Annotated in this window: 22 protein-coding genes and 2 pseudogenes; 16 read left to right on the top strand and 8 right to left on the bottom strand. The window is 40.8% G+C overall.

Going from position 1 to position 20,851, the window contains the following annotated elements; genetic code table 11:
- Positions 1-119 precede the first annotated feature (119 nt).
- From FM071_RS10035 to FM071_RS10020, 4 genes are all read left to right on the top strand, one after another.
- A complete protein-coding gene (locus FM071_RS10035; protein WP_193112079.1) occupies positions 120-1,343 on the top strand; it encodes a NifS family cysteine desulfurase in 1,224 nt (407 codons plus the stop codon).
- Between the two features lie 27 nt (positions 1,344-1,370).
- Positions 1,371-2,351, top strand: a complete 981-nt coding sequence (locus tag FM071_RS10030) for an iron-sulfur cluster assembly scaffold protein (RefSeq protein ID WP_193110855.1) — start codon at positions 1,371-1,373, stop codon at positions 2,349-2,351.
- A gap of 64 nt (positions 2,352-2,415) precedes the next feature.
- Entirely contained in the window at positions 2,416-3,012 is a 597-nt protein-coding gene (locus FM071_RS10025) for a 2OG-Fe(II) oxygenase (protein WP_193110854.1), read from the top strand.
- Positions 3,013-3,047: 35 nt separating this feature from the next.
- Positions 3,048-4,292 carry an EAL and HDOD domain-containing protein gene (locus tag FM071_RS10020; RefSeq protein WP_193110853.1) on the top strand — a complete coding sequence of 415 codons (1,245 nt, stop codon included), beginning with the start codon at positions 3,048-3,050 and terminating at the stop codon, positions 4,290-4,292.
- Here the strand turns inward: FM071_RS10020 and FM071_RS10015 are convergent.
- The gene (locus FM071_RS10015; RefSeq protein ID WP_193110852.1) at positions 4,273-5,415 is read right to left on the bottom strand and encodes a sensor histidine kinase; all 1,143 of its coding nucleotides are present in this window, start codon (positions 5,413-5,415) and stop codon (positions 4,273-4,275) included. The two genes, FM071_RS10020 and FM071_RS10015, sit on opposite strands and share 20 nt — an antisense overlap.
- Positions 5,408-6,061 (bottom strand): response regulator transcription factor, encoded by a 654-nt coding sequence (locus FM071_RS10010; RefSeq protein WP_193110851.1) that lies wholly within the window; start codon positions 6,059-6,061, stop codon positions 5,408-5,410. The genes FM071_RS10015 and FM071_RS10010 overlap by 8 nt, the downstream gene beginning before the upstream one ends.
- Positions 6,062-6,097: 36 nt before the next feature.
- Here FM071_RS10010 and FM071_RS10005 point away from each other — a divergent pair, with 36 nt between their 5' ends.
- From FM071_RS10005 to FM071_RS09990, 4 genes are all read left to right on the top strand, one after another.
- The gene (locus FM071_RS10005) at positions 6,098-6,874 is read left to right on the top strand and encodes a TrmH family RNA methyltransferase (protein WP_193110850.1); all 777 of its coding nucleotides are present in this window, start codon (positions 6,098-6,100) and stop codon (positions 6,872-6,874) included.
- Positions 6,875-7,155: 281 nt separating this feature from the next.
- Positions 7,156-8,514: an ATP-dependent RNA helicase DbpA gene (gene dbpA, locus FM071_RS10000; RefSeq protein ID WP_193110849.1), complete on the top strand. Its 1,359-nt coding sequence runs from the start codon at positions 7,156-7,158 to the stop codon at positions 8,512-8,514.
- Between the two features lie 66 nt (positions 8,515-8,580).
- Positions 8,581-10,260 (top strand): sensor domain-containing diguanylate cyclase, encoded by a 1,680-nt coding sequence (locus FM071_RS09995; RefSeq protein WP_193110848.1) that lies wholly within the window; start codon positions 8,581-8,583, stop codon positions 10,258-10,260.
- 56 nt (positions 10,261-10,316) lie between these two features.
- Positions 10,317-10,538: a hypothetical protein gene (locus FM071_RS09990; protein ID WP_193110847.1), complete on the top strand. Its 222-nt coding sequence runs from the start codon at positions 10,317-10,319 to the stop codon at positions 10,536-10,538.
- Here FM071_RS09990 and FM071_RS09985 read toward each other — a convergent pair.
- Positions 10,529-11,077: an RBBP9/YdeN family alpha/beta hydrolase gene (locus tag FM071_RS09985; RefSeq protein WP_193110846.1), complete on the bottom strand. Its 549-nt coding sequence runs from the start codon at positions 11,075-11,077 to the stop codon at positions 10,529-10,531. The two genes, FM071_RS09990 and FM071_RS09985, sit on opposite strands and share 10 nt — an antisense overlap.
- Before the next feature lie 2 nt (positions 11,078-11,079).
- Positions 11,080-11,766, bottom strand: coding sequence for a DUF234 domain-containing protein (locus tag FM071_RS09980; protein ID WP_193110845.1), 687 nt, complete (start codon positions 11,764-11,766; stop codon positions 11,080-11,082).
- Position 11,767: 1 nt separating this feature from the next.
- On the opposite strand from FM071_RS09980, the gene FM071_RS10820 reads away from it, so the two are divergent.
- Positions 11,768-11,890 (top strand): hypothetical protein, encoded by a 123-nt coding sequence (locus FM071_RS10820; RefSeq protein WP_264299362.1) that lies wholly within the window; start codon positions 11,768-11,770, stop codon positions 11,888-11,890.
- Between the two features lie 203 nt (positions 11,891-12,093).
- Positions 12,094-12,366 (top strand): HvfA family oxazolone/thioamide-modified RiPP metallophore, encoded by a 273-nt coding sequence (locus FM071_RS09975; RefSeq protein WP_193110844.1) that lies wholly within the window; start codon positions 12,094-12,096, stop codon positions 12,364-12,366.
- A gap of 28 nt (positions 12,367-12,394) precedes the next feature.
- Here the strand turns inward: FM071_RS09975 and FM071_RS09970 are convergent, their stop codons facing one another.
- The 3 genes and pseudogenes from FM071_RS09970 to FM071_RS10765 form a co-directional block, all read right to left on the bottom strand.
- Positions 12,395-13,264: an MBL fold metallo-hydrolase gene (locus FM071_RS09970; protein WP_193110843.1), complete on the bottom strand. Its 870-nt coding sequence runs from the start codon at positions 13,262-13,264 to the stop codon at positions 12,395-12,397.
- Positions 13,261-13,893 (bottom strand): annotated as a pseudogene (locus tag FM071_RS10770) (HD-GYP domain-containing protein); the annotation flags it as partial. The pseudogene FM071_RS10770 and the gene FM071_RS09970, both read right to left, overlap by 4 nt.
- A 264-nt stretch (positions 13,894-14,157) precedes the next feature.
- A pseudogene (locus FM071_RS10765) lies at positions 14,158-14,307 on the bottom strand (YgaP-like transmembrane domain); the annotation flags it as partial.
- 122 nt (positions 14,308-14,429) lie between these two features.
- On the opposite strand from FM071_RS10765, the gene FM071_RS09960 reads away from it, so the two are divergent.
- From FM071_RS09960 to FM071_RS09935, 6 genes are all read left to right on the top strand, one after another.
- Positions 14,430-14,870, top strand: coding sequence for an HvfX family Cu-binding RiPP maturation protein (locus tag FM071_RS09960; RefSeq protein WP_193110841.1), 441 nt, complete (start codon positions 14,430-14,432; stop codon positions 14,868-14,870).
- A gap of 5 nt (positions 14,871-14,875) precedes the next feature.
- Entirely contained in the window at positions 14,876-16,627 is a 1,752-nt protein-coding gene (locus tag FM071_RS09955; protein WP_193110840.1) for an FMN-binding glutamate synthase family protein, read from the top strand.
- A gap of 78 nt (positions 16,628-16,705) precedes the next feature.
- Positions 16,706-16,894: a hypothetical protein gene (locus FM071_RS09950; protein WP_193110839.1), complete on the top strand. Its 189-nt coding sequence runs from the start codon at positions 16,706-16,708 to the stop codon at positions 16,892-16,894.
- On the top strand, positions 16,875-17,366 hold the full coding sequence (locus FM071_RS09945; protein WP_193110838.1) for a gluconate 2-dehydrogenase subunit 3 family protein: 492 nt from the start codon (positions 16,875-16,877) through the stop codon (positions 17,364-17,366). The genes FM071_RS09950 and FM071_RS09945 overlap by 20 nt, the downstream gene beginning before the upstream one ends.
- Entirely contained in the window at positions 17,366-19,021 is a 1,656-nt protein-coding gene (locus tag FM071_RS09940; protein ID WP_226960533.1) for a GMC family oxidoreductase, read from the top strand. Before FM071_RS09945 ends, FM071_RS09940 begins: the two co-directional genes overlap by 1 nt.
- Positions 19,022-19,066: 45 nt before the next feature.
- Positions 19,067-20,467, top strand: coding sequence for an MBL fold metallo-hydrolase RNA specificity domain-containing protein (locus FM071_RS09935; RefSeq protein ID WP_193110837.1), 1,401 nt, complete (start codon positions 19,067-19,069; stop codon positions 20,465-20,467).
- A gap of 4 nt (positions 20,468-20,471) precedes the next feature.
- Here the strand turns inward: FM071_RS09935 and FM071_RS09930 are convergent, their stop codons facing one another.
- A complete protein-coding gene (locus tag FM071_RS09930) occupies positions 20,472-20,846 on the bottom strand; it encodes an HvfA family oxazolone/thioamide-modified RiPP metallophore (protein ID WP_193110836.1) in 375 nt (124 codons plus the stop codon).
- Between the last annotated feature and the right edge of the window lie 5 nt (positions 20,847-20,851).

Genomic DNA, 20,851 nt, shown 5'->3' with positions numbered 1-20,851 from the left:
GATATAAACTCAGTTTGGCTTAAGCAAATCATAATGACAAAGCTATTATCATGTCAAAAGTAAAAGAAGACAAAAATTGTCTCATTTAAAAATTGAACCCTATAAAGAGGTAAATGAATATGCAAGTTTATTTAGATAACAATGCTACTACGATGTGTGATCCACAGGTAGTAGAAGCAATGCAGCCGTTTTTCAGCGAACTTTACGGAAATCCGAGTTCACTGCATAAGTTCGGTACGGCAACACACCCATACCTAAAAAAAGCGATTGATCAAGTCTATACGGCACTCAATGCAAGTGACGATGATGATATCATCTTTACATCGTGTGCTACAGAGTCAAACAACTGGGTACTCAAGTCTGTATTTAACGATTTGATCGTCGGTGGAGATAAAGACCATATCATCACAACAGAGGTTGAACACCCGTCTGTGCTCTCTGCTTGTAGATGGCTTGAAGAGCAGGGTGTTAAAGTAACATACCTCCCTGTAAATGATCAGGGTATTGTTGAGCCACATACTGTTAAGAGTTTCATCACTGATAAAACAGCACTTGTCAGTGTAATGTGGGCAAGTAATGAAACAGGAATGATCTTTCCTATTAAAGAGATTGGTGAGATTTGTAAAGAAAAAGGTGTACTTTTTCATTCAGACGGTGTTCAGGCTGTCGGAAAAATTCCAGTAGACCTTCAAGATGTGCATGTTGATTTTGTTTCAATGTCGGCACATAAATTTCATGGTCCAAAAGGGATAGGCGCACTTTACATCAAAAATTCACAGCCGCTCTCTCCGCTGCTTCACGGTGGTGAGCAGATGGGGCATCGCCGCTCAGGTACGCTCAATGTTCCTTACATTGTAGGGATGGGAAAGGCGATCGAGCTTGCAACGACGAACATGGAAGAGAAAATGGCGAGCATTCGTGCGAAACGCGACAGACTCGAAGATGCACTTTTAGAGCTCAGCGATACATTTGTTGTCGGAAGCCGTGAGAACCGTACTCCAAATACCATTCTTATCTCAATCCGCGGGGTTGAGGGTGAAGGTATGCTTTGGGACCTTAACAATGCAATGATCGGTGCTTCAACAGGAAGTGCCTGTGCATCGGAAGACCTTGAAGCAAATACGGTTATGCTGGCAATCGGAGCGGACAACGAGCTTGCGCACACCGGAATTCGTCTTTCACTCTCTCGTTTTACGACAGATGAAGAGATAGACTATACGATAGAGCAGTTCAAAAAAGCGGTTGCCCGTCTACGCGCGATCTCTAGTTCATTTGCAAAAGTACAGCCGACTCCGGGCGGAGAAGCTGGTGAGTGTCATATTCCTCACCATATGGCTCATTAAAAAAAGAAAAAATTTAAAGGATAATATATGGCTAAGGACGATTTACTCGGCGCATCACTTTGGGATGCGTACTCAAACAAAGTAACAACTTTAATGAACAATCCACAGCATCAAGGGGAGATCACTCCAGAGGAAGCTGAGGCGCATGGTAACAAGCTTATCGTTGCAGATTTCGGAGCTGAGAGCTGTGGAGATGCAGTAAGACTATACTGGGAAGTTGATCCAAAAACAGATGTAATCGTAAACTCTAAATTTAAATCTTTTGGTTGTGGTACGGCTATCGCATCAAGTGATGTAATGACAGAGCTTTGTATTGGTAAAAAAGTACAAGAAGCGGTCAAGATCACAAATATCGATGTTGAAAAAGCATTGCGTGACGATCCGGATACTCCGGCAGTTCCACCGCAAAAGATGCACTGTTCTGTTATGGCGTATGATGTAATCAAAAAGGCGGCTTCCCTTTATCTTGGTGTTGATGAAGAGAGTTTTGAAGAAGATATCATCGTATGTGAATGTGCGCGTGTTTCCCTTGGAACAATTCAGGAAGTCATTAAATTAAATGACCTTAAAACTGTTGAAGAGATTACAGACTATACAAAAGCAGGTGGTTTTTGTAAGTCTTGTATCAAACCGGGTGGTCATGAAGACAGAGAATACTATCTTGTTGATATCTTAGCGCAGACTCGTAAAGAGATGGACGAAGAGAAGATGAAAGCAGCGGCAGATGCAGCAGCGGCAGGACAAGAGAAGTTTGAAGATATGACACTTGTACAGCAGATCAAAGCGGTTGATGCCATCATCGATGAAAATGTAAGACAGTTCCTTGTTATGGACGGCGGGGATATGGAGATCATTGACATCAAGAAAAATGATGACTACATCGACATCTATATTCGCTACTTGGGTGCATGTAACGGTTGTGCTTCGTCTGCTACGGGCACACTCTATGCAATTGAGTCAACACTCAAAGAGAAACTCTCTCCAAATATCAGAGTTTTACCTATCTAAATTTTTTCTTTTTAAGGAGCACCTTCAGCTTGACTGGAGATATGCTTCTTGATACAATTGTTTTATGAATTATGAAACACTCTATGAAAAAATCACATCTTCATTGATAACAGACGGCTATATCGTCATAGAAGACGCACTTTCCAAATACCTTATATCTGAACTTCTTACTACCGCAAAACAATCACAGAACTTTCAACAAGCAGGCATCTCTGCATCGAATCAAAAACATATTGATGAAAATCGACGACGCGATCAGATAGCATGGCTGGATGAAGACGGCAGCTGCGTGAGTGAGTACCTCTCTTTTATAAATGGTCTGCGTGAGTATCTAAATCGTTCTCTTTATCTCGGTCTTTCATATTATGAAGCTCACTTCGCCCGTTATAAAGAGGGTAACTTTTATGAGAAACACCTTGATGCTTTTAAAAATTTCAAAAACCGTGTTGTTACGACTGTTTTATATCTCAATGAGGATTGGAGTGAAGAGGATGGCGGGGAACTGCTTATCTACGATAAAGCCGATAATGTGATAGAAACAGTTATTCCTCACGCAAATACTTTAGTTGTTTTTATGAGTGAAGAGTTCCCTCACGCAGTAGAGCCGGCGAAGAAAGATCGCTATTCCATTGCCGGATGGTTTCGTGTAGATAAAAGATAAAATTTGTTGTATAATATTGTTACAGGATGTACCAAATGAAACATGTTTACGTAGCAAGACAACCGATTCTAGATAAAAACTCTGATATTTGCGCTTATGAAGTGCTGTATAGAGATGCCGATCAAAGCAGCAAATTTGACAATGACCGTCATGCAAGTGCTTCAGTGATAAGCAGTGTACTTAATAAATTTGGCACGAAGAAGATTTTGGGTGACAAACGGGCTTTTGTAAAAGTAGATGAAAAAATACTTCTCAACGATATCATCTTTTCCATACCCAAAGAGTTTTTTATCTTTTCGATTTTTGCTTCTGTTGCAATGAATGAACGTATTGTTGAACGTATAGCACAGCTGCATGCAAAAGGTTATCTGCTTGCTATTGACAATATTGACCTCAATGATGATGTTTTGGAAAAATATTTGCCAGTGATACCTTATATCGGATATTTTAAAGTGTTTGTAAAAGATGATGAGGGAATAAAGCAGAATATAAAAAGACTCCATGCAAAAGATATTAAAGTCATTGGTGTCAAGATCGAAGATGAAGAAACATTTGAACTTGCAAAAAAACTTGGATGTGATGCTTTTGAAGGCTACTATTTCGCACAGCCAAAAATTATGGAAAATGCCGAGTATAATCCTACACGCATGGCTGTTTTACGATTGTACAATATACTGATGGAAGACAGAAATATAGATGAAGCCGCTGATGAGTTTGAGAAAAATCCTGAAATTACCGTACAGTTACTGCAGTTCATTAATTCTGCGGCCTTCTCTTTTAGAAAGAAGATCTCATCTATTCATCATGTCATTGTTCTCATTGGAAGAATTCAGCTTGCAAAATGGCTGATGCTGATGATTTACTCCAAATCTGTTGCTTCTGGAATTGAGACATCACCATTGATGTTGATGGTAAAGAATAGAACGGAGTTGATGGAGAGAATACTTAAAGAGATTCGTCCTGATGCCCGTTCAAATATGCTTGGTGAAGCTTACATGGTGGGTGTACTTTCACTTATGGATACACTTTTTTCGATGCCGCTTGAAGAGATTTTAAAAAATATCAATGTCTCTGAAGATGTTGAAAATGCCTTATTGCACGACAAAGGGCTCTTTGGTGAGATATATAAAGTCGTGCGCAGTACGGAGCATATGGACATCAATGCCATTGTAGATTTTGAAATGAAACATCGTCTGGCACCAAATAAGATCAAAGATATCCTTATGAGCTCTATCGAAGAGGTGGCAAAACTGGAAAATCCTAGTGAAAACGAAGAGTGATTTCAGTACCTTTGTTCTTTTGTGAAACTATGTTGATGGTGTAGCCATACTCTTTTGCAATGGCATCGACGATATTGAGACCGACGCCAAATCCACCGGCATAGGAATTGGCTCGCACAAAACGCTGAAAGATGACATCGAGCTTCTCTTTTTCTATGCCTATCCCCTCGTCTTTGATTGTAAAAGTGTCTGCTGTTGTCGTGATGGTGATTGTTGTGTTTGGTTTTGAATATTTTATGGCATTACTGAGCAGATTGTTTATGAGCATTTTGGCTTTTGTGGGAGTGATCGTGATCTCACATTTGGCAAGGTCTGCTGTCACTTTAATGTTCTTCTTTTCTAAAAGCTCCTCAAAATAGGCGATGTCTTCTTTGATGACTACATCAAAGCTAAGTTTTTGCGGTGCTTCACTTTGGGCGTCAAAACTCAAAAAACTCAATGATGCATAGATATCATAGAGCTGTTTTGTACTGATGGAGATGTTCTTGACTATCTTCTCATCATACTCTTTTTTGCTCCGTATGCGTGAGGTGCTCATCATGAGTGCTGTGATAGGGGTGTTGAGTTCATGGGTGGTGTCCTTTACAAAGTTTTCTATCTCTTCCATTTTTTCTTTGATCGGTTTTAAAAAGATGTAGGAGAGAAAGATGGCTATGAGTATGATGAGTATGGCTGTGATTATAACGGCGTAAGCGATCTTATTTTTTATCTTTTGTACGTTTTTGGTACATTCATTACTTTGAACAACAACGTATTGAACACCGAGATGTCCCGCTGTTCTTTGTGAGACAAGCGTAAAGATACTATTTTCCATATAATAATCTTTTGCAAAATCAATCGGTTGGACAATCATGCCGTCAAGCAGTTTTCTATTTTTGTCAAAAAGAGCTACTGCAGCTCCTTTGAGAGGTTTCAATGTAAAAGATTTATGCTGCATCTGTGCGCGGATTATCTCAGCGCTTACTTTGTCAGCTATATGGTTCATCTTGTAAAAGTTGGCATTCATTTCCATGGCAACCTGGGAGCTGTAGAACCAGTAAGCGGCAAGCGTTAGGAAAATGAACGAACTCACAAGATAGAGACTCAAAAAAGAGTAAAAGGATTTTTTCGTTATCTTATTCATAGAGATACCCTTCACCGCGAATAGTTTTTATCTTCTCTTTGCCGATGATCTCACGCAGTGTTCTAATGTGTGAGCGCAGTGTTGCATCACTCGGTATGGAGTCAAAGTCCCAGATATTCTGGGTGAGCTCTTCATTCGAGATGAGCCTGTTTTTGTTCTTTAAAAAATAACTTAATAGCAGAGCGTCTTTGGATCCAAGGGAGATGGTTTTAGTAGGCGTCTGTATCTCTTTTGTCTGTGGGTTGAAGCTTATGTCTTGGCTGATACTCTCCAGCTGGGTGCTTTCAATGTGAAAAAGGCGTTTTGTGCTCTCTATGCGGACTTTCAACTCTTCAAGTTCAAAAGGTTTTTTTATGTAGTCATGTGCACCGGCATCGAAAGCTTTTTGAAGATGTTTTGTGTCATTGTAGGCTGTTATGAAGATGGCAGGGGTGCTGTCGGAAAATGAGCGCAGTTCTTGAAGGAGATCAAGTCCGTTTTGTCCGGTGACATTGATGTCAAAGATAAAAAGGTCGTAGCTTTTTTTCTCCAACAGGTTATAGACCTCTTCAGCATTAAAGGCATAATCGACACTGTAGTCCTCACGCAGAAAATCAAGTAAAATATCCGATAGAACCGGATCATCTTCCATTAGCAGTATATTCATGGTACTCATTTTAGCATAATTATATATAATATGTTTATGGTTATAAAAATAGAAAATATAGAAGATAAGCGGCTGCAGGTCTATCATGCACAGCGTGATAAAGGAATACTCAGCGACGGCAGTTTCATTGCAGACTCTCCAAAGGTCGTGAACCTTATTTTAGAACAGAGTGATATAGAAATCTACAGCATTTTGGCAACGAAGGAGTATTTTGCAGAGCATCACGAACTCATAGCCTCACGCAAGATCCCTTTTGTCTATGAGGCAAGTAAAGCGGAGATAAGTAAAGTGGTCGGGCATAAGATACATCACAACTGTATGATGCATGCAAAGCGTCCCGACGATTCTTCTCTGTGTGAGCTCGATGAGACAATCTTACTGCTTGATAACATCACTTCAAGCGAAAATGTTGGTGCAGTTTCGAGAAGTATGGCAGCTCTTGGCGTGAACTCTTTGATGCTTGGAAAAACATCACCGCATCCATTTAACAGACGTGCACTTCGAGTATCCATGGGGTATGCTTCAATGCTGAAAATTCATGTCTATGAAGATATCAAAGAGAGTATTAAAACTTTAAAAAGTTTGGGTTATACAATCTATGCAGCAGAGGTCACAGAAGATGCACAGCTACTTTCGGATGTAAGGCCTGCAGGAAAATGGGCGCTTATTATGGGACATGAAGGTTTTGGAATTGAGAAGGATATTCTGGATTTATGTGATGCAGTCGTCTCTATTGAGATGCAAGAGGGTGTTAAAAGTTTCAATGTTGCCATTGCCGCTTCTATAATGATGTATAATTTTAAAAATAAATAGACTTCTTGCATAACTTCTATAAGCCTCAGAGAACTAAAAAGTGGTAAGATTGTGCAAAATAAATTTTTATGCCTAGCCGTAGCTAAGGATAAAATATTTTTTTGTGCAAGATTGCTACTTTTCAGCTCTCCCATAGGGCAAAAGCAAGAGAACTTTACTCTGCGTTAGATAACCCCAACCGTAGCTACGGCTACGCTTGAGAACATCTGCCTTGATTAAAATTCTCTTGCTTTTGCTGAGACATATAAGAGTTAAGCAAGAAGTCTAAAAAAAGAGAAAAGATGAATTTTTCAAAACTCCCCCTCACGCAAGCGATGCTAGCAAACCTAGATGCCATTGGCTATAAACAGATGACTCCGATTCAAAGTGAAGCACTGCCTGCTATTTTAGAAGGCAGAGATGTTATGGCTGAGGCAAAGACCGGCAGCGGCAAGACGGCCGCTTTTGGCATAGGACTGCTGCATAATCTCGATGTCAAAAAGTTTCGTGTGCAGTCACTTGTGCTCTGTCCCACACGTGAACTTGCCGATCAGGTGGCAAAAGAGCTTCGTCGTCTTGCACGATTTCAGCACAATATCAAGATCTTGATGCTCACGGGCGGAGAGTCTTTTGGCAAACAGCTCGGCTCACTTTCGCATCAGGCACACATTATTGTCGGTACACCCGGACGTGTATTAAAGCACCTGAACAAAGAGAGTCTGGATCTGAGTAATCTCAATACTTTTGTTTTGGATGAAGCAGACAGAATGCTTGATATGGGCTTCATCGAAGAGATAGAATCGGTGCTTTCTTTTGTCCCAAAAGAGCGCCAAACTCTGCTCTTTTCTGCAACCTATGATGAAGAGGTCAAGGAGGTGGCGCATAAGCTCTTGCATGAGCCGGTAGTTGTTCAGACGACAACAGATGAAAAACCAAATGAGATAGAAGAGCGATTCTACGCCTGCAGTGACAAGACGGAAGCCCTTATTAAAGTGCTCTCACTTGAACAACCAAAAAATATCATTATCTTTACCAATACAAAAATAGAAGCCAAAGAACTTGCCGAGAGACTCATTGCACGTAAGATTGATGCTTTGGCAATTCATGGAGACTTAGAACAGTATGAGCGTAACGATGTGCTTGTGCAGTTTGCAAACGGCTCGACTCCCATACTTGTAGCGACTGATGTAGCCGCGCGCGGATTGGATATCAAAGAGCTTGCAATGGTTGTCAATTTCGATCTGCCGCATACACAAGAGACCTATACACACCGTATCGGGCGAACAGGACGTGCGGGTGCCAAAGGAATTGCCATAACACTTTATGAAGCGTATGAGCTTGAAAAAGTAGAGCCTTATAAAACAGAAGAAAAACGGCTCTTTTTGGATGCTAATGATTTAGTAGATGTCAAAGGTTTTGAGATGAAACCGGAATTTATTACGCTTGTCATCGAGGGCGGTAAAAAAGATAAACTGCGAGCAGGAGATATACTGGGTGCACTTACCGGTGAAGCAGGGCTGCAAGGAAAGAGCATTGGTAAGATAGACATCTATGAGCGGCAGGCATATGTTGCCATTGAGCGTGAAGTGGTAGAAAAAGCATACAAGTATCTAAAAAACGGAAAGATTAAGAACAAAAAGTTCTCTATATGGAAATTGTGATAATTTAAGTTATTTTAATTTAAAAGAGGAGTATAATAGTTTATAGTCCATAATAAAGATTATCATATGACAATTCATAATTTAAAATATACGACACAAAAAGCGCTAGAGAAGTTCATAAGAAAGAATCTTATAGAGAAGTCTGCAAATGTTTTTGTGCAGATTTTCAGTGGTATCTGCGAACCTGAAAAGTTTATGGAGGTCGCACGCCATATAAAGAGAGTCCTTCCTCAAGCCGAGATAATCGGGGCCACAACAAGTGGAGAGATCTGTGAGGGCGCGATGTATGATGGAGAAATTGTTGTCTCATTCAGTCTCTTTGAACATACAAGTGTGAAAAGCGGACTTTATGAAGTTGAAAAAATTTTCCCCATAGAAAATATTAAAAATGAGCTGTACGATAAAGATACAAAAGCCATTATAGCCCTAAGTGATGGTCTTAAAAGCAATGCGGAAGATTATATTAAAGAACTGCATAATATCGATGAAGAAGTTGTCATTGCAGGTGGGCGGGCCGGTGACAAGGCACAGATAAAAACATATGTTTTCAATGAAAAAGAGTACACGGACAATGGTCTGGTATTGGCAAGTTTGAGTGCCAAAGAGCTCTATGTAAACAGCAGTTACCTGCTCAATTGGACGCCTATAGGCAAAGAGATGATCGTTACCAAATGTGACGGCAATATTTTGTATGAGCTTGATGGCATACCTGTAACACAGGTATATAGAAAGTATTTGGGAGATGATATCATTGAAGGTATGCCTACGTCGTGTATGTATTTTCCTCTCATTTTAGAAAAAGAGGGGGTTGAAGTGGCAAGAGACCCTCTCGCTGTTGTACAAGAAGATGCAATGCTCTATGGGGGAAACTTTGAAGAAGGCGACATCGTTCGTTTTAGTTTTGCAAATATTGAAGATCTGACAGATAATTTAGAAGAGTATTTTCAAAGTTTATCACAGTACCCAAGTGAAGCCGTCTATATTTATTCCTGTCTTGCAAGAAAATCTTTGCTCCAAGAGAAGCTTTTGGATGAGCTGAATCTATTGGAATCTTTAGCTCCTGCTGTCGGATTTTTTACCTATGGAGAGTTTTATCAGTCAAATAAAGTTGCAGAACTCTTGAATGTGACGACAACCTTTATGATGATCTCTGAATCTAATAAGAGTGAAAAAAAAGTTTTCAAAGAGAGTAAAACCGCTGAATACGATACAATAAAAAAAGCTTTGACGCATCTTGTAAAAGAGACGACAGAGGAGTTGGAACATCTCTCAACGCACGATACATTAACAGGTCTGTACAATCGACATGAGTACTTGAAAGTGATACGAAACAAGATTAAAAGTGCAGAGCGATATGAAGAAGGCTTTGGAGTGATTTTAGCAGATATTGACCACTTTAAACTGGTGAATGATAATTATGGTCATAAAATGGGTGATAAAGTGCTTATAAAATTTGCAGAAGTATTGAAGAAAAATATTCGTGAAGATGATTTTGTTTCCCGTTGGGGCGGTGAAGAGTTCATTATTATTGCCAATTATGCAGATATTAATGCGCTTGAAAAAATTACAAAAAAACTGCAAAAAGCGATAGCAAAAATTCAAGTCGGTCCTATAAAACGACTCAGTGCATCTTTTGGACTGACTGTTTACAATGAAGGCGATACGGATGAGACTCTATTCAAAAGAGTTGACAATGCCATGTATGTCGCTAAACAAAACGGAAGAGATAACTATGTTATCGGGTAAGAAACAATAGCGGATTTTTGTGCTATAATTTTCTTATAAACGTTAAGGAGGAAGATATGCAAGTAGCTCAGTATACTTTCCGATCACCTTACCCAAGTCCTGTTCAAGTAGGGCGATTGGATCCTAGTTCAGTAAAAGACAACGGAACAAACTCCAGTCAGTCAGATCCGGCTGCTTTGACAAATGAGACGCAGAAAAAAGCCAAAAATTTTGAGGCCACACATAAAAAAGATGTTGTTCCGGCAGTGAGCAACAATCTTTTGGATGTTTACGCGTAAAGCAGAGAGTTCTTTACCTCTGTAAGCATCCACTCCCATGCACCATAGCCGCTTTCCGCATTAAGGTGTCCGCCGTTTTCTATCACTTCCATTTTTACATGTAACTGTTTTTGAAGTTCTTTTGCTTCTGTGTTTGTCATGTAAGGGTCATTCGTTGAGGTAACGAGCAGTGTCTCTTTTGCGTGAAGGTTATCCGGAACAGTTGCAGGGAAAAATTCATTCAGCTCTTCTAGTTTGCAGTGCAGACTCGGCGGCGCAACAAGATAGAGCTTCTCTACTTCTTGCAGCTCTTGCGTGAGGCAGGCATGAAACCAGAGTGTATTTGCCAATGAGTGGCAGATAACAATGTCAGGTTTGAAATCTTCAAGTGCAGCACTCAGCTCACGCAGCCAGAGATCCAGCTTTGGAGTGTCAACATCAGAAAATCTCAGAAAATTCACACAGCCGTAATCTTTTGCAAGTTCACCTGCCAGCCAGCTCTGCCAATGCGGATAGTCACTGCCTCCCCAGCCATGTAAGAGCAAGACCTTCTTTTGCATATTTAGCCAACCAGTGCTTTGAAATTTTTGAGAGTATAGAGCTTTAACTGTTCACCTTTGAGTGCTTTCAGCTCTGAAGAGAAGCCTTTTTTTGCAACAATGACAAAGATGTCAGCTTTTATGTTCGCTTTTTCACACAGCTCCTGCAGTCGCGTGAGCTCACTTTTTTTGACTTTTGCATTGGTGTATTTGCAGAGGCCGATCACCCGTTTTTTACTCTTTGTAAGTCCGTAGATATCTATGGTGAGTCCGTCGTTTTGCCAATACTCACTCATCTCCATAATGGAGTCCTCTACAAAAGTCTCACGCAACAGATCCCATGAGAGTTCTTTGAAGGTAAGTGTTGCAAATTCGTTTGCGTGAGCCTGCCATCGCTCTTTTACTTCGTCATAGTTGCCATCACGAATACCTTTGAAAAGCGGTGAGATAAAAGCAAACCAAAAACGCAGGAACGGAAGCGTAAAGAAGAGTTTGTCATCGGCACCTTTACATCGTTTTTGTCGTAAAATACCGCGTTCACAGAGTGTAGCCACTGCTTTTTCACCGACACCCTCTTCGACATTTGCACGTTTATAGACGGCATGAAGTTTTCCGTCGCTCTGTGCCACGGCACTTAAGATGGAATGATAAAGCGGCTGTCCGTCTGTCAGCTCGGTAATGTCATTTCTGATGTAGCGATAATCATCCAAGATGAGTTTTTCTATAAGCTCATCAGCAGGTTTTGAGGTGTCTATCTTGCCCCACGCAACACCGCCAAAGATGGCAAACTTCTCTACAGCATCTTCGAAATTCTTTGGTTTATGTTCGTTGTAAAAATTTTTAAACTGCTCTTTGAGTGTCTCTTTTTTTGATAAAATTGGAAAGCCTTTATAGATAAAAATAATCTTTTATCTAATTATACAGTATTACACAAACACTACACACTATTTTTGTAGAATTGTTGCAATGTAACCGGTGCACATAAATATTTTTTATTTTATGTTACACTTGTTCAACTCAAAATCAAAGGATGAGAAATGAAAAAATTAAACATAACAGCGACACTTTTAGGTGCAGCTCTGTTCATGGCTCTTGGAGCGACTTCTGCAAGTGCGGCAATGAAATGCGGTGCAGGTAAGTGTGGTTCTTCAATGGAAAAACCGGCTAAAAAAGCTGATGGCAGCGGTAAATGCGGTGCTAAAATGAAAGCTGAGAAAAAAGGCAAGTGCGGCGCTGGTAAATGTGGTGATGCTAAAAAAGAGAAGAAAAAAGCAAAATGCGGTACAGGTAAATGTGGAGGAAAGATGTAATAAACATCTTTAAGTAGGATTTTTTATCCTACTTTACCTCTATCTTCATTCTATCTTCTGCAAATACAACTTCTCCTTTATAAATCTTTTTTATCTCCTGTAAACTCTCAGGTTCAAATCCGATTGTTCTGTTCATACGATGCGTTGAAACTACCTTTTTCACTTTTGCAACTTGAGCAATATGAGCGATAATTGAAGGAGACATATGCAAGTTTGTTGCATATCCTTTCGCCTGTTGCGGTATGGCGTGATGGGCTACAAACAAATCAGCATCTTTTGCAAATGCTTCCAGAATGTGATTTTCATTGTTTGTATCGCCGCTGATGACAATTATTTTGCCATCTATACTGATTTTTACTGCGAGTGCAGGAACTATGCCGTGATGAACGCGAACCATTGTAAGTTTGAAATCTTGATATTCTCGGTGCATAGTTTTTGATACATTTACAGGAATGATTTCAAAAGAGTCACTCTCTTGCGTGAGGACGTCATTCATGTATCTATACGCACCATTTTCCCCGAACAAATCATGTAGAAATTCAGTTGCTGAGGGAAAAAATTCATTACCGTCTGGTGCAATAATATCGAGACTTTTCGTTCTTTGTGAAAAATAACCCGCTTTGACAAACGCTGGTAGGTCAACACTGTGGTCAATGTGCAGATGCGTGAGTACGACAGCTTCAAGATCTTCTATTTTTGCATGAGACTGTTCAAAACGAAGCATAGAACCGCTTCCCATATCAATTATGAGTCTTGCTTTGTTATCTATCCAGAGTAGATAAGCGGTGCTTGCCCGTCCGTCTATCTCTGGACCGCCAGAGCCAAGCACTTCAAACTCTACTTTTGCGGCAAAAAGAAGAGATGAAAGCATAAGAAAAATAAGGCTAAATTTTTTCATATGTCTTTGAACCTTTCTCTTATTTCTAAAAACTTGTCTAAATTTTGAAGAAACAAGTTTACTAGTTTCGGGTCAAAATGTTTCCCTTTTTCTTGCTTGAAAAGTTCCAAAATCCGTTCTAACTCCCAAGCTTTTTTATATACTCTCTCACTTCCTAAAGCATCAAAAACATCGGCGATAGCGGTAATGCGGCCATATATATGGATATCTTCACCTTGCAGTTCTCTTGGATATCCGCTGCCGTCATACTTTTCATGATGCTCACCTGCCACGATTGCGGCTGTTTGGAGTATTGGTCTATGGGAATGTTTGAGCATATCATAACCCAATTGAGCGTGGGTTTTCATTATTTCAAACTCCTCTTTCGTGAGCTTTCTCGGAGCATTTAAAATGGCATCGGGAATACCGACTTTTCCTATATCATGCATAGGAGAAGCCATTTTGAGTTTTTCCGCCTCCTCTTTTTTCAAACCATATAGAAGTGCTAAAATCTTTGAATACTCCGCTACTCTTTTGACATGGTTGCCTGTCTCTTTTGAGCGTGTTTCGCCTATCTCTCCCATGGCATAGATAACTTCTCTTTGGGTATCTTCAATCTCTTTGTTAAGCTTTACAATGTTTGTAACATCATCAAAATAGGCCAGAAGAAGTTCTTCTTTTGGAACTTTCCTGTACTCAATCTGATAGATGATGCCATTATACTCATAATAGGCAATATCATTTTCTCCTGTGGGAAGGTCTTCTTTGGAATGTACATTTGCTATCTCTTTTTCTGCGGCTCTGTTTTCAAAAAGGATTTTTCCTTCTTTATCAAAGATAAAAATGGGGAGAGATCTGTATTTTGGCAATAGTGAAAGATAGTAGTTTTGCTTACCGAATCTTTCGTTGATATGAAAGAGTGCATACATAAAACAGAATCGTTTGTATGCTGTGTAGAGCAGTATGACGGCAGATATGCTTAAGACGAAGGAATTTTCCAAAGCTGCAAAAACGACAAGCAACACGCCGATTAGAAAGCGGATGTACGACTCTTTGTTAGACATGTTACAACTGTGGTTTTTGAACATAAGCAACTCCTGTTACAAAAGTATAGCACAAGCTCTCTACACAGTTACTACACATATGAAGGGTATCATACACTTATAAACAAATTGAGGAGTTTATCATGAGTATCAAAAAATTATATTTGGAATTTTCGCGTCTGAGTGAGTATTTGAAATCACCGAGTCTGCTTTTTGCAAGATTGGCAGTAGCTTACGGCTTCTATCAACCGGCTATGATGAAGTGGAGTGACATCAACTCTGTTGCAGAGTGGTTTGGTTCTATGGGCATTCCCTTCCCCACGCTCAATGCCTATATGGCGGCAAGTACGGAGATAACTGGTGTTGTACTTTTAACACTGGGATTATTAACACGCTTAATCTCCATTCCATTAATTGTGATTATGATTGTTGCCATTGTAACAGTGCACCTTCCAAACGGTTTTGAAGCGGGGAACAACGGTTTTGAGATTCCGCTTTACTATATGCTCTTTTTGATCATTTTCATAGCACACGGTGCGGGGAGATTTTCACTTGACAGACTTATTTTCGGTGATAAAAGTTAAGCAAGATGGAAGAGTTAGTAGAATTTACACATAAGATAGGGCATTTCAATTTCCCTATCATGATGTTTTTAATGAAAGCCTTCATTGTTCTTTTCGTTGTTGTCTCTGTAATTATTTATATCTATGATAAGTATATTCAAAGAGAGAATCAACTGCTTATAAACTATCCGCTTATCGGGAGACTGCGCTACTTTTTTTATGCTCTGCGTGATCCGATGCGGCAGTATTTCGGCGATGAAAAATTTTACGAATCTTTTGACAAGGTAAAATGGGTTTATGACTCGGCCGAGAGAAAATCGGCTTATGCCTCTTTTTCTCCGGGGCAGCCGCAAAAAGGTGCACGACTCTCTTTTAAAAATGCCAATTGTGTTTTAAATACAGAAGATGTCAGTGATGATTTTTCTGTTACTTTTGGAGAACATTCTGCCAATCCTTTTACAACACGCTCGGTTTTTGGACGCTCAGCCATGAGTGACGGAGCTATCTCACCTGAGGGAACACGCGCTTTTACCAAAGGGGCATATCTAGGAAAATTTCCTATCAACACCGGTGAAGGCAGTTTGACATCCAACTTTTTTTACACGCACAAATACACGCGTGAGTGTAAGTTTTTTGAAACTTTTGAGGGAACGTTCTTTGCAAAAGCTGTCTATAAAATCATCAAACTTCTCATTAATGGAGCCATTGCACAAAAGGTTTACAAGCATATGGTCGTCTATTCAAAAGCACCGGACAGTTATCTTTTTGACAAAGACGAGATGCTCTTTTATCGTGTTAACTGGGATGCTCCTTTGGATGTTTTTCCAAAAAATGTTCCCGATGATATGCCCGACATTATCTTTCAGATGGGAAGCGGTCTTTATGGCGTTCGTGATGAAAACGGCGATTTTTGTGAGACGCGCTACCAAAAAACGATGCGTTTTTGTAAGATGACGGAGATCAAGATGGCACAGGGTGCAAAACAGACAGGGGGCAAACTCCTAGCATCGAAAGTCAGTGAAGAGATCGCCTACTATCGCGGTGTCAAAGCACATGAAAATCTTTTCAGTCCAAATCAGTTTCCGTATGCACATACACTTGAAGAACTCTTTGATTTTATGGGGAGACTGAAAAAGATCTCACAAAAACCCGTTGGCGTAAAGATAGTTATCTCTTCGGCTGCCGCATTTGATGAGTATGCGCAGCTTATTAAGACGCGAGTGGATGCGGGTTCGGATGCGTACCCTGATTTTATCACCATCGATGGCGGTGAGGGCGGGAGCGGTGCCGCACCGCTTGAGATGATGATGACGGTCGGTATGACCATTGCAAAGGCGCTCTTTATTGCACAAAGTGCACTTGAGCGTCTTGGTGTGCGTGAGAGGGTAAAGCTTATTGCCAGTGAAAAGGTGCTTACTCCCGATGATGCCATTGTTCTTTTTGGTCTTGGTGCTGACTATGTGGCTATTGCGAGAGCCTTTATGATGAGTGCCGGCTGTATTCGTGCGCGTGAATGCTCAGGTGCACACGGCAGAGCCTGTCCGGTTGGTCTGGCAACACAGGATAAAAAGAAACGTGCCTCGTTTTTGGTAGAGAAAAAAGCGAGGAATATCGCCTCGTACCATACGCAGATGCTCTCTGGAATCCGAGGACTTTTGGCTGTGATGGGGCTTGATAGTCTGAAGAAACTGACAAAAGAGAACCTTATTTTTAAAGACACCGCGGGTAAAACCTACATGGATGTGGATTGTTATTTTAAAGAGGCGCTGGTGGATTGATATTTAATATCTCTTGCCTGCACAAAGAGTACACGAAGTTTTTGTATAATAGTATCAAGATAAAAAAAGGAGGACGATATGTGTATTCCTCATGGAGCGACACGCTCAAAAGACAATGGATTTGTTAAAGAGAAAAAATCCCCAAAACACGTAAAAAAAGTCTCGCAGAGAGAGTTTGAAAAAGGTGATCCTGATTTTGTGGATGAACGCACTTCAAGCTATACTCCAAAGAAAAAAGGCTCTTTTTTTGACGAACTTTTCTCGTAGAAGATTTTTAGCGGCGGGTTTTCTTTCAGGTGCTGTCTTTTTGATGGACGGCTGCAGCTTGTTTGGTATAACGACACCTATTGATACATTAAGAGTTATGCATCGAGATCTGTTTCCTCAGGCACAGAAGCTCGGTATTGAGACGGCTTCGTATATGAGTCTTGTTTTCAATCACTCTAAAATATCCAAATCAGATAAAGATTTTCTCAAAAACGGCGTCAAATGGCTCAACGAAGAGGCTGTGAAAATATATAGATCTTCCTATGTTAAACTCTCACGCAACGATCGGCAGAATGTTCTCAAAAACATAGCAAAGACCGAGTGGGGAGAGAGCTTCATCTATGATGTGATGAGCTATATGTTTGAAGCGATGCTGGGTGACCCCATTTATGGCAGCAATAACAAAGAAGCCGGCTGGAAATGGCTGGCATTTGAGGGCGGAGTGCCCAGACCAAAGGAGCCTTTTTTATAATGGTTGATGTATGTATTATCGGGAGTGGCGCAGGGGCGGGGCCAATCGCTTATGAGCTTTCAAATGCTGGCTTTGATGTCGTTGTTTTGGAAAAAGGAAAAAATTACACCGAGCAGGATTTTAACAAAGACGAGCTTGGGGTATGCCGTCGTGATATGTTCACGCCGAAACTTGAAGATGAGTTTCATATCATCAATGAAGTGCAGGATGACGGCTCAGTAAAACGCTATGACGGACGCGAATATGGCTGGAGTTTTTGGAACGGCTCAATGGTCGGCGGCTCATCGAACTTGATGAGCGGCTATTTTCACAGACTCAAGCCCAATGATTTTAAGCTCAAGACCGTTTATGGAGAGATAGAAGGATCCAATGTCGTCGACTGGCCCATAAGCTACGAAGATATGGAACCCTATTATGCCAAAGTGGAGCAGGTTGTCGGTGTAAGCGGCAAAGTTGTTAATCACAGCTTTCAGGAGCCGCGCTCAACAGCAAACTTTCCTTACCCAGAATTGCAGACAAACGGTGTGACACGATGGTTTGACAAAGCCTGCGAAGCTCTCGGCTACGATGTAATGCCCACTCCAAGAGCCATACTCTCTTATGACGCACTCTCACGTAAGGGATGTTTTTACTCCAACTTCTGCGGCAGTTATGGCTGTGCAAGCGGTGCTAAAGGAAGCTCACGTGCGGCATTGCTGCAAAAATGCAAAGCAAAAGTCATTACTGACGCTTTTGTCTACAGACTCGAGAGTGATGCAAAGCGGGTGACAAAAGCATACTATAAGACCAGACTCGGTGTGCCCCATGTTATTGAGGCAAAGATTTTTGTTGTTGCGGCGCAGGCTATTGAGAGCTCCCGTCTGCTACTGAACTCTAAAAATAAATTTTTCCCTAATGGTCTGGCAAATTCAAGCGGCGAGGTTGGAAAAAATCTCATCTTCTCGGCAGGCGGCAGCGGCAGCGGTCGTTTTGTATTTGAGAAGCTCACGCAGGAGCAGCAGCGTGAGTTGATGCAGGTGGGCGTGTTTTTTAACAGAAGCCTGCAGGATTGGTATGAGTATGACAAAGATGGCAAGAAAACTAAAGGCGGCACAATAGACTTTCTTTTTGAACATCAAAATATTATTCCGCGTGTGATGCGTGAGGTCTATGATGACAACGGCGAGCTTTTGTGGGGTGATGATTTGGCAAAAAAAGTGCAAAAACGGCTGACAACATCTCGGGTACTTACTTTTGAGGTCTTTAATGACTGGTTACCGACAGACAAATGCTTTGTATCGATTGATAAGGAAGCAAAAGATAAGTACGGTATGCCGGTCGGCGTTATCAACCTCTATGGACATCCGCAGGATTTGAAAGTGGGTGAGCATCTAGCAAAAAAAGCGGTGAAGATTTTAGAAGAACTTGGATGCGAAGAGATTGACTACTCCATCTCTTCTTCACCGCCGCCAAATCTTGTTGCAGGCGGGTGCCGCTTCGGCAATGATGCCAGAACTTCGGTGCTCGATAAAAACTGTAAAGCGCATGATTTGCAAAATTTGTATGTGACTGATGCCTCTTTTATGCCGACAGGTGGCAGTGTTCCTTATACCTGGACAATCTATGCTAACTCTTTTCGTGTGGCGAATGTCATCAAAAAGGCTCTTGAAGTTTAAGTCTTAGAGGCGTATAATAGGTCTAAATAACTTTAAGGATCTATTATGGCAACTGTCCATTCGTACGGAGCGACAAAAGAGGTAACGGGCTCATGTCACCTGCTTGATGTTGAGGGTGTGAAGATAATGATAGACTGCGGTATGTTTCAGGGTGAAGATGAAGATAAGAACGAAGAGGCTTTTTACTTTGACCCAAAAGAGATAGACTATCTCTTAGTGACACATGCCCACCTTGATCATGTCGGGCGTATTCCCAAACTGGTAAAAGAGGGATTCAAGGGTAAGATCTATGCAACGTCCGCGACAATGGATTTGGCACAGATCATTTTGATGGACAGTGCTAAGATCATGACGGAAGATTTTCAGACGTGCTATAAAAAAGCGCTGAGAAAAGGGAAAGAGACAAAACTTTCAAAACCGTTGTATGAGCCGTTGGATGTAGATAAAACCTTCTCAAGCATAGAGTGGATAAACCCGGAATATGATACATACTATGATCTTTGTGAAGGCATCAGCTTTGTCTATAGAAATGCAGGACATATTCTAGGTTCTGCTTTTATAGAACTCTCATATATGGAAAATAGTGACTCGCATACGATTGTCTTCTCGGGTGATATCGGCAATGATAACGGTCTTGTTATGCCAAATCTTGATAAGTGTGACGACTCGCAAGCGCTTTATGTCGAGACGACTTATGGAAACAGAGAACATCAAAAGATAGATATGACGATAAAAGAGTTTAAAGAGGTTATTCTCAAAACTTTGCAGAACAAAGGAAATGTACTTATTCCATCTTTTGCAGTTGAGAGAACACAGGAGTTGCTTTGCGTATTGCGTGATATGCATGCAAGCGGAGAATTGCCAAAATGTAAGGTCTTTTTAGATTCTCCAATGGCAACAAAAGCGACAGCGGTTTATAGAAACTACGCACAGCAACTTACAAACAGATGTCAGGAAAATGTCAAAGAGGACGGAACCGTCTTTAACTTTGACTCGCTCATCTATACCGAAACACCGGAGGCTTCCAAAGGCATCAACGATATCAAAAGTAAAGCGATTATTATCGCGGGGAGTGGTATGTGCAACGGCGGACGTATTACGCACCACTTCAAACACCGTATCTGGGATAAAAGAAATGCCGTGATATTTGTCGGTTTTCAAGCAGAGGGAACGCTTGGACGGGACATAGTTGAGGGTGCAAAATGGATCAATGTCTATGGTGAAGATATCATTGTGAAAGCTTCCATTCATACGATAAACGGATTTTCCGCTCACGCAGATCAAAAGGGCATTTTGAAATGGATATCACATATAAAAGACCTTAAAAAAGTATTTTTGGTTCATGGCGAACTTGAATCGCAAAAGGTCTTCAAAGAGGTTTTAAAAGAGAAACTGAACCTGAATGCACATATTGTCGGCTTTAAAGAGAAAATAATTCTTGATTAAGCAATTATTTCATAGAAGAGCCGCATTTTCCAGTACCGCACTTCATAGTGGGTTTTGGCTCTTTCTTAACTGCTCCACATTTGTTGTTTCCACACTTTAGTGTCATTATCTTTGTTTTAGGGTCTCGTACACAGTCATAGGTCTCTTTTGTGCTCTTTGCCTTTTTGATACACTCCTGTCGTGGATCATCTTTTCTCATCTGTGCAAGTATGTTTTTCTTTTTTTTAATCAAAGCAGCATTACCGTCAAACATGTTGGCACCACATTTTCCAGCACCGCATTTCATGCCAGGTGCGGAAGATTTTGCTGATTTCTTTTCATCACTGCAAGCGCTGAGCAGTAGTATCAACATACCAATACCTACAAATGTAACTTTCATTGTAT

Source organism: Sulfurimonas paralvinellae, from assembly GCF_014905135.1.
Taxonomy (GTDB): domain Bacteria; phylum Campylobacterota; class Campylobacteria; order Campylobacterales; family Sulfurimonadaceae; genus Sulfurimonas; species Sulfurimonas paralvinellae.
The sequence above is the reverse complement of the archived record's forward strand: the minus strand, read 5'-3'. Positions and strand labels throughout refer to the sequence as shown.

Bases quoted from the DNA above. Each gene is read 5' to 3' on its own strand.
- FM071_RS10010 (WP_193110851.1), bottom strand. From the start codon at position 6,061: ATGAATATACTGCTAATGGAAGATGATCCGGTTCTATCGGATATTTTA.
- FM071_RS09985 (WP_193110846.1), bottom strand. From the start codon at position 11,077: ATGCAAAAGAAGGTCTTGCTCTTACATGGCTGGGGAGGCAGTGACTAT.
- FM071_RS09935 (WP_193110837.1), top strand. From the start codon at position 19,067: ATGGCAACTGTCCATTCGTACGGAGCGACAAAAGAGGTAACGGGCTCA.
- FM071_RS10030 (WP_193110855.1), top strand. From the start codon at position 1,371: ATGGCTAAGGACGATTTACTCGGCGCATCACTTTGGGATGCGTACTCA.
- FM071_RS10820 (WP_264299362.1), top strand. From the start codon at position 11,768: ATGAGTTTTTCTATAAGCTCATCAGCAGGTTTTGAGGTGTCTATCTTG.
- FM071_RS09975 (WP_193110844.1), top strand. From the start codon at position 12,094: ATGAAAAAATTAAACATAACAGCGACACTTTTAGGTGCAGCTCTGTTC.
- FM071_RS09955 (WP_193110840.1), top strand. From the start codon at position 14,876: ATGGAAGAGTTAGTAGAATTTACACATAAGATAGGGCATTTCAATTTC.
- FM071_RS09960 (WP_193110841.1), top strand. From the start codon at position 14,430: ATGAGTATCAAAAAATTATATTTGGAATTTTCGCGTCTGAGTGAGTAT.
- FM071_RS10035 (WP_193112079.1), top strand. From the start codon at position 120: ATGCAAGTTTATTTAGATAACAATGCTACTACGATGTGTGATCCACAG.
- FM071_RS10025 (WP_193110854.1), top strand. From the start codon at position 2,416: ATGAATTATGAAACACTCTATGAAAAAATCACATCTTCATTGATAACA.
- FM071_RS09990 (WP_193110847.1), top strand. From the start codon at position 10,317: ATGCAAGTAGCTCAGTATACTTTCCGATCACCTTACCCAAGTCCTGTT.
- FM071_RS09950 (WP_193110839.1), top strand. From the start codon at position 16,706: ATGTGTATTCCTCATGGAGCGACACGCTCAAAAGACAATGGATTTGTT.
- FM071_RS09940 (WP_226960533.1), top strand. From the start codon at position 17,366: ATGGTTGATGTATGTATTATCGGGAGTGGCGCAGGGGCGGGGCCAATC.
- FM071_RS09995 (WP_193110848.1), top strand. From the start codon at position 8,581: ATGACAATTCATAATTTAAAATATACGACACAAAAAGCGCTAGAGAAG.
- dbpA (WP_193110849.1), top strand. From the start codon at position 7,156: ATGAATTTTTCAAAACTCCCCCTCACGCAAGCGATGCTAGCAAACCTA.
- FM071_RS10005 (WP_193110850.1), top strand. From the start codon at position 6,098: ATGGTTATAAAAATAGAAAATATAGAAGATAAGCGGCTGCAGGTCTAT.
- FM071_RS09970 (WP_193110843.1), bottom strand. From the start codon at position 13,264: ATGAAAAAATTTAGCCTTATTTTTCTTATGCTTTCATCTCTTCTTTTT.
- FM071_RS09930 (WP_193110836.1), bottom strand. From the start codon at position 20,846: ATGAAAGTTACATTTGTAGGTATTGGTATGTTGATACTACTGCTCAGC.
- FM071_RS10020 (WP_193110853.1), top strand. From the start codon at position 3,048: ATGAAACATGTTTACGTAGCAAGACAACCGATTCTAGATAAAAACTCT.
- FM071_RS10015 (WP_193110852.1), bottom strand. From the start codon at position 5,415: ATGAATAAGATAACGAAAAAATCCTTTTACTCTTTTTTGAGTCTCTAT.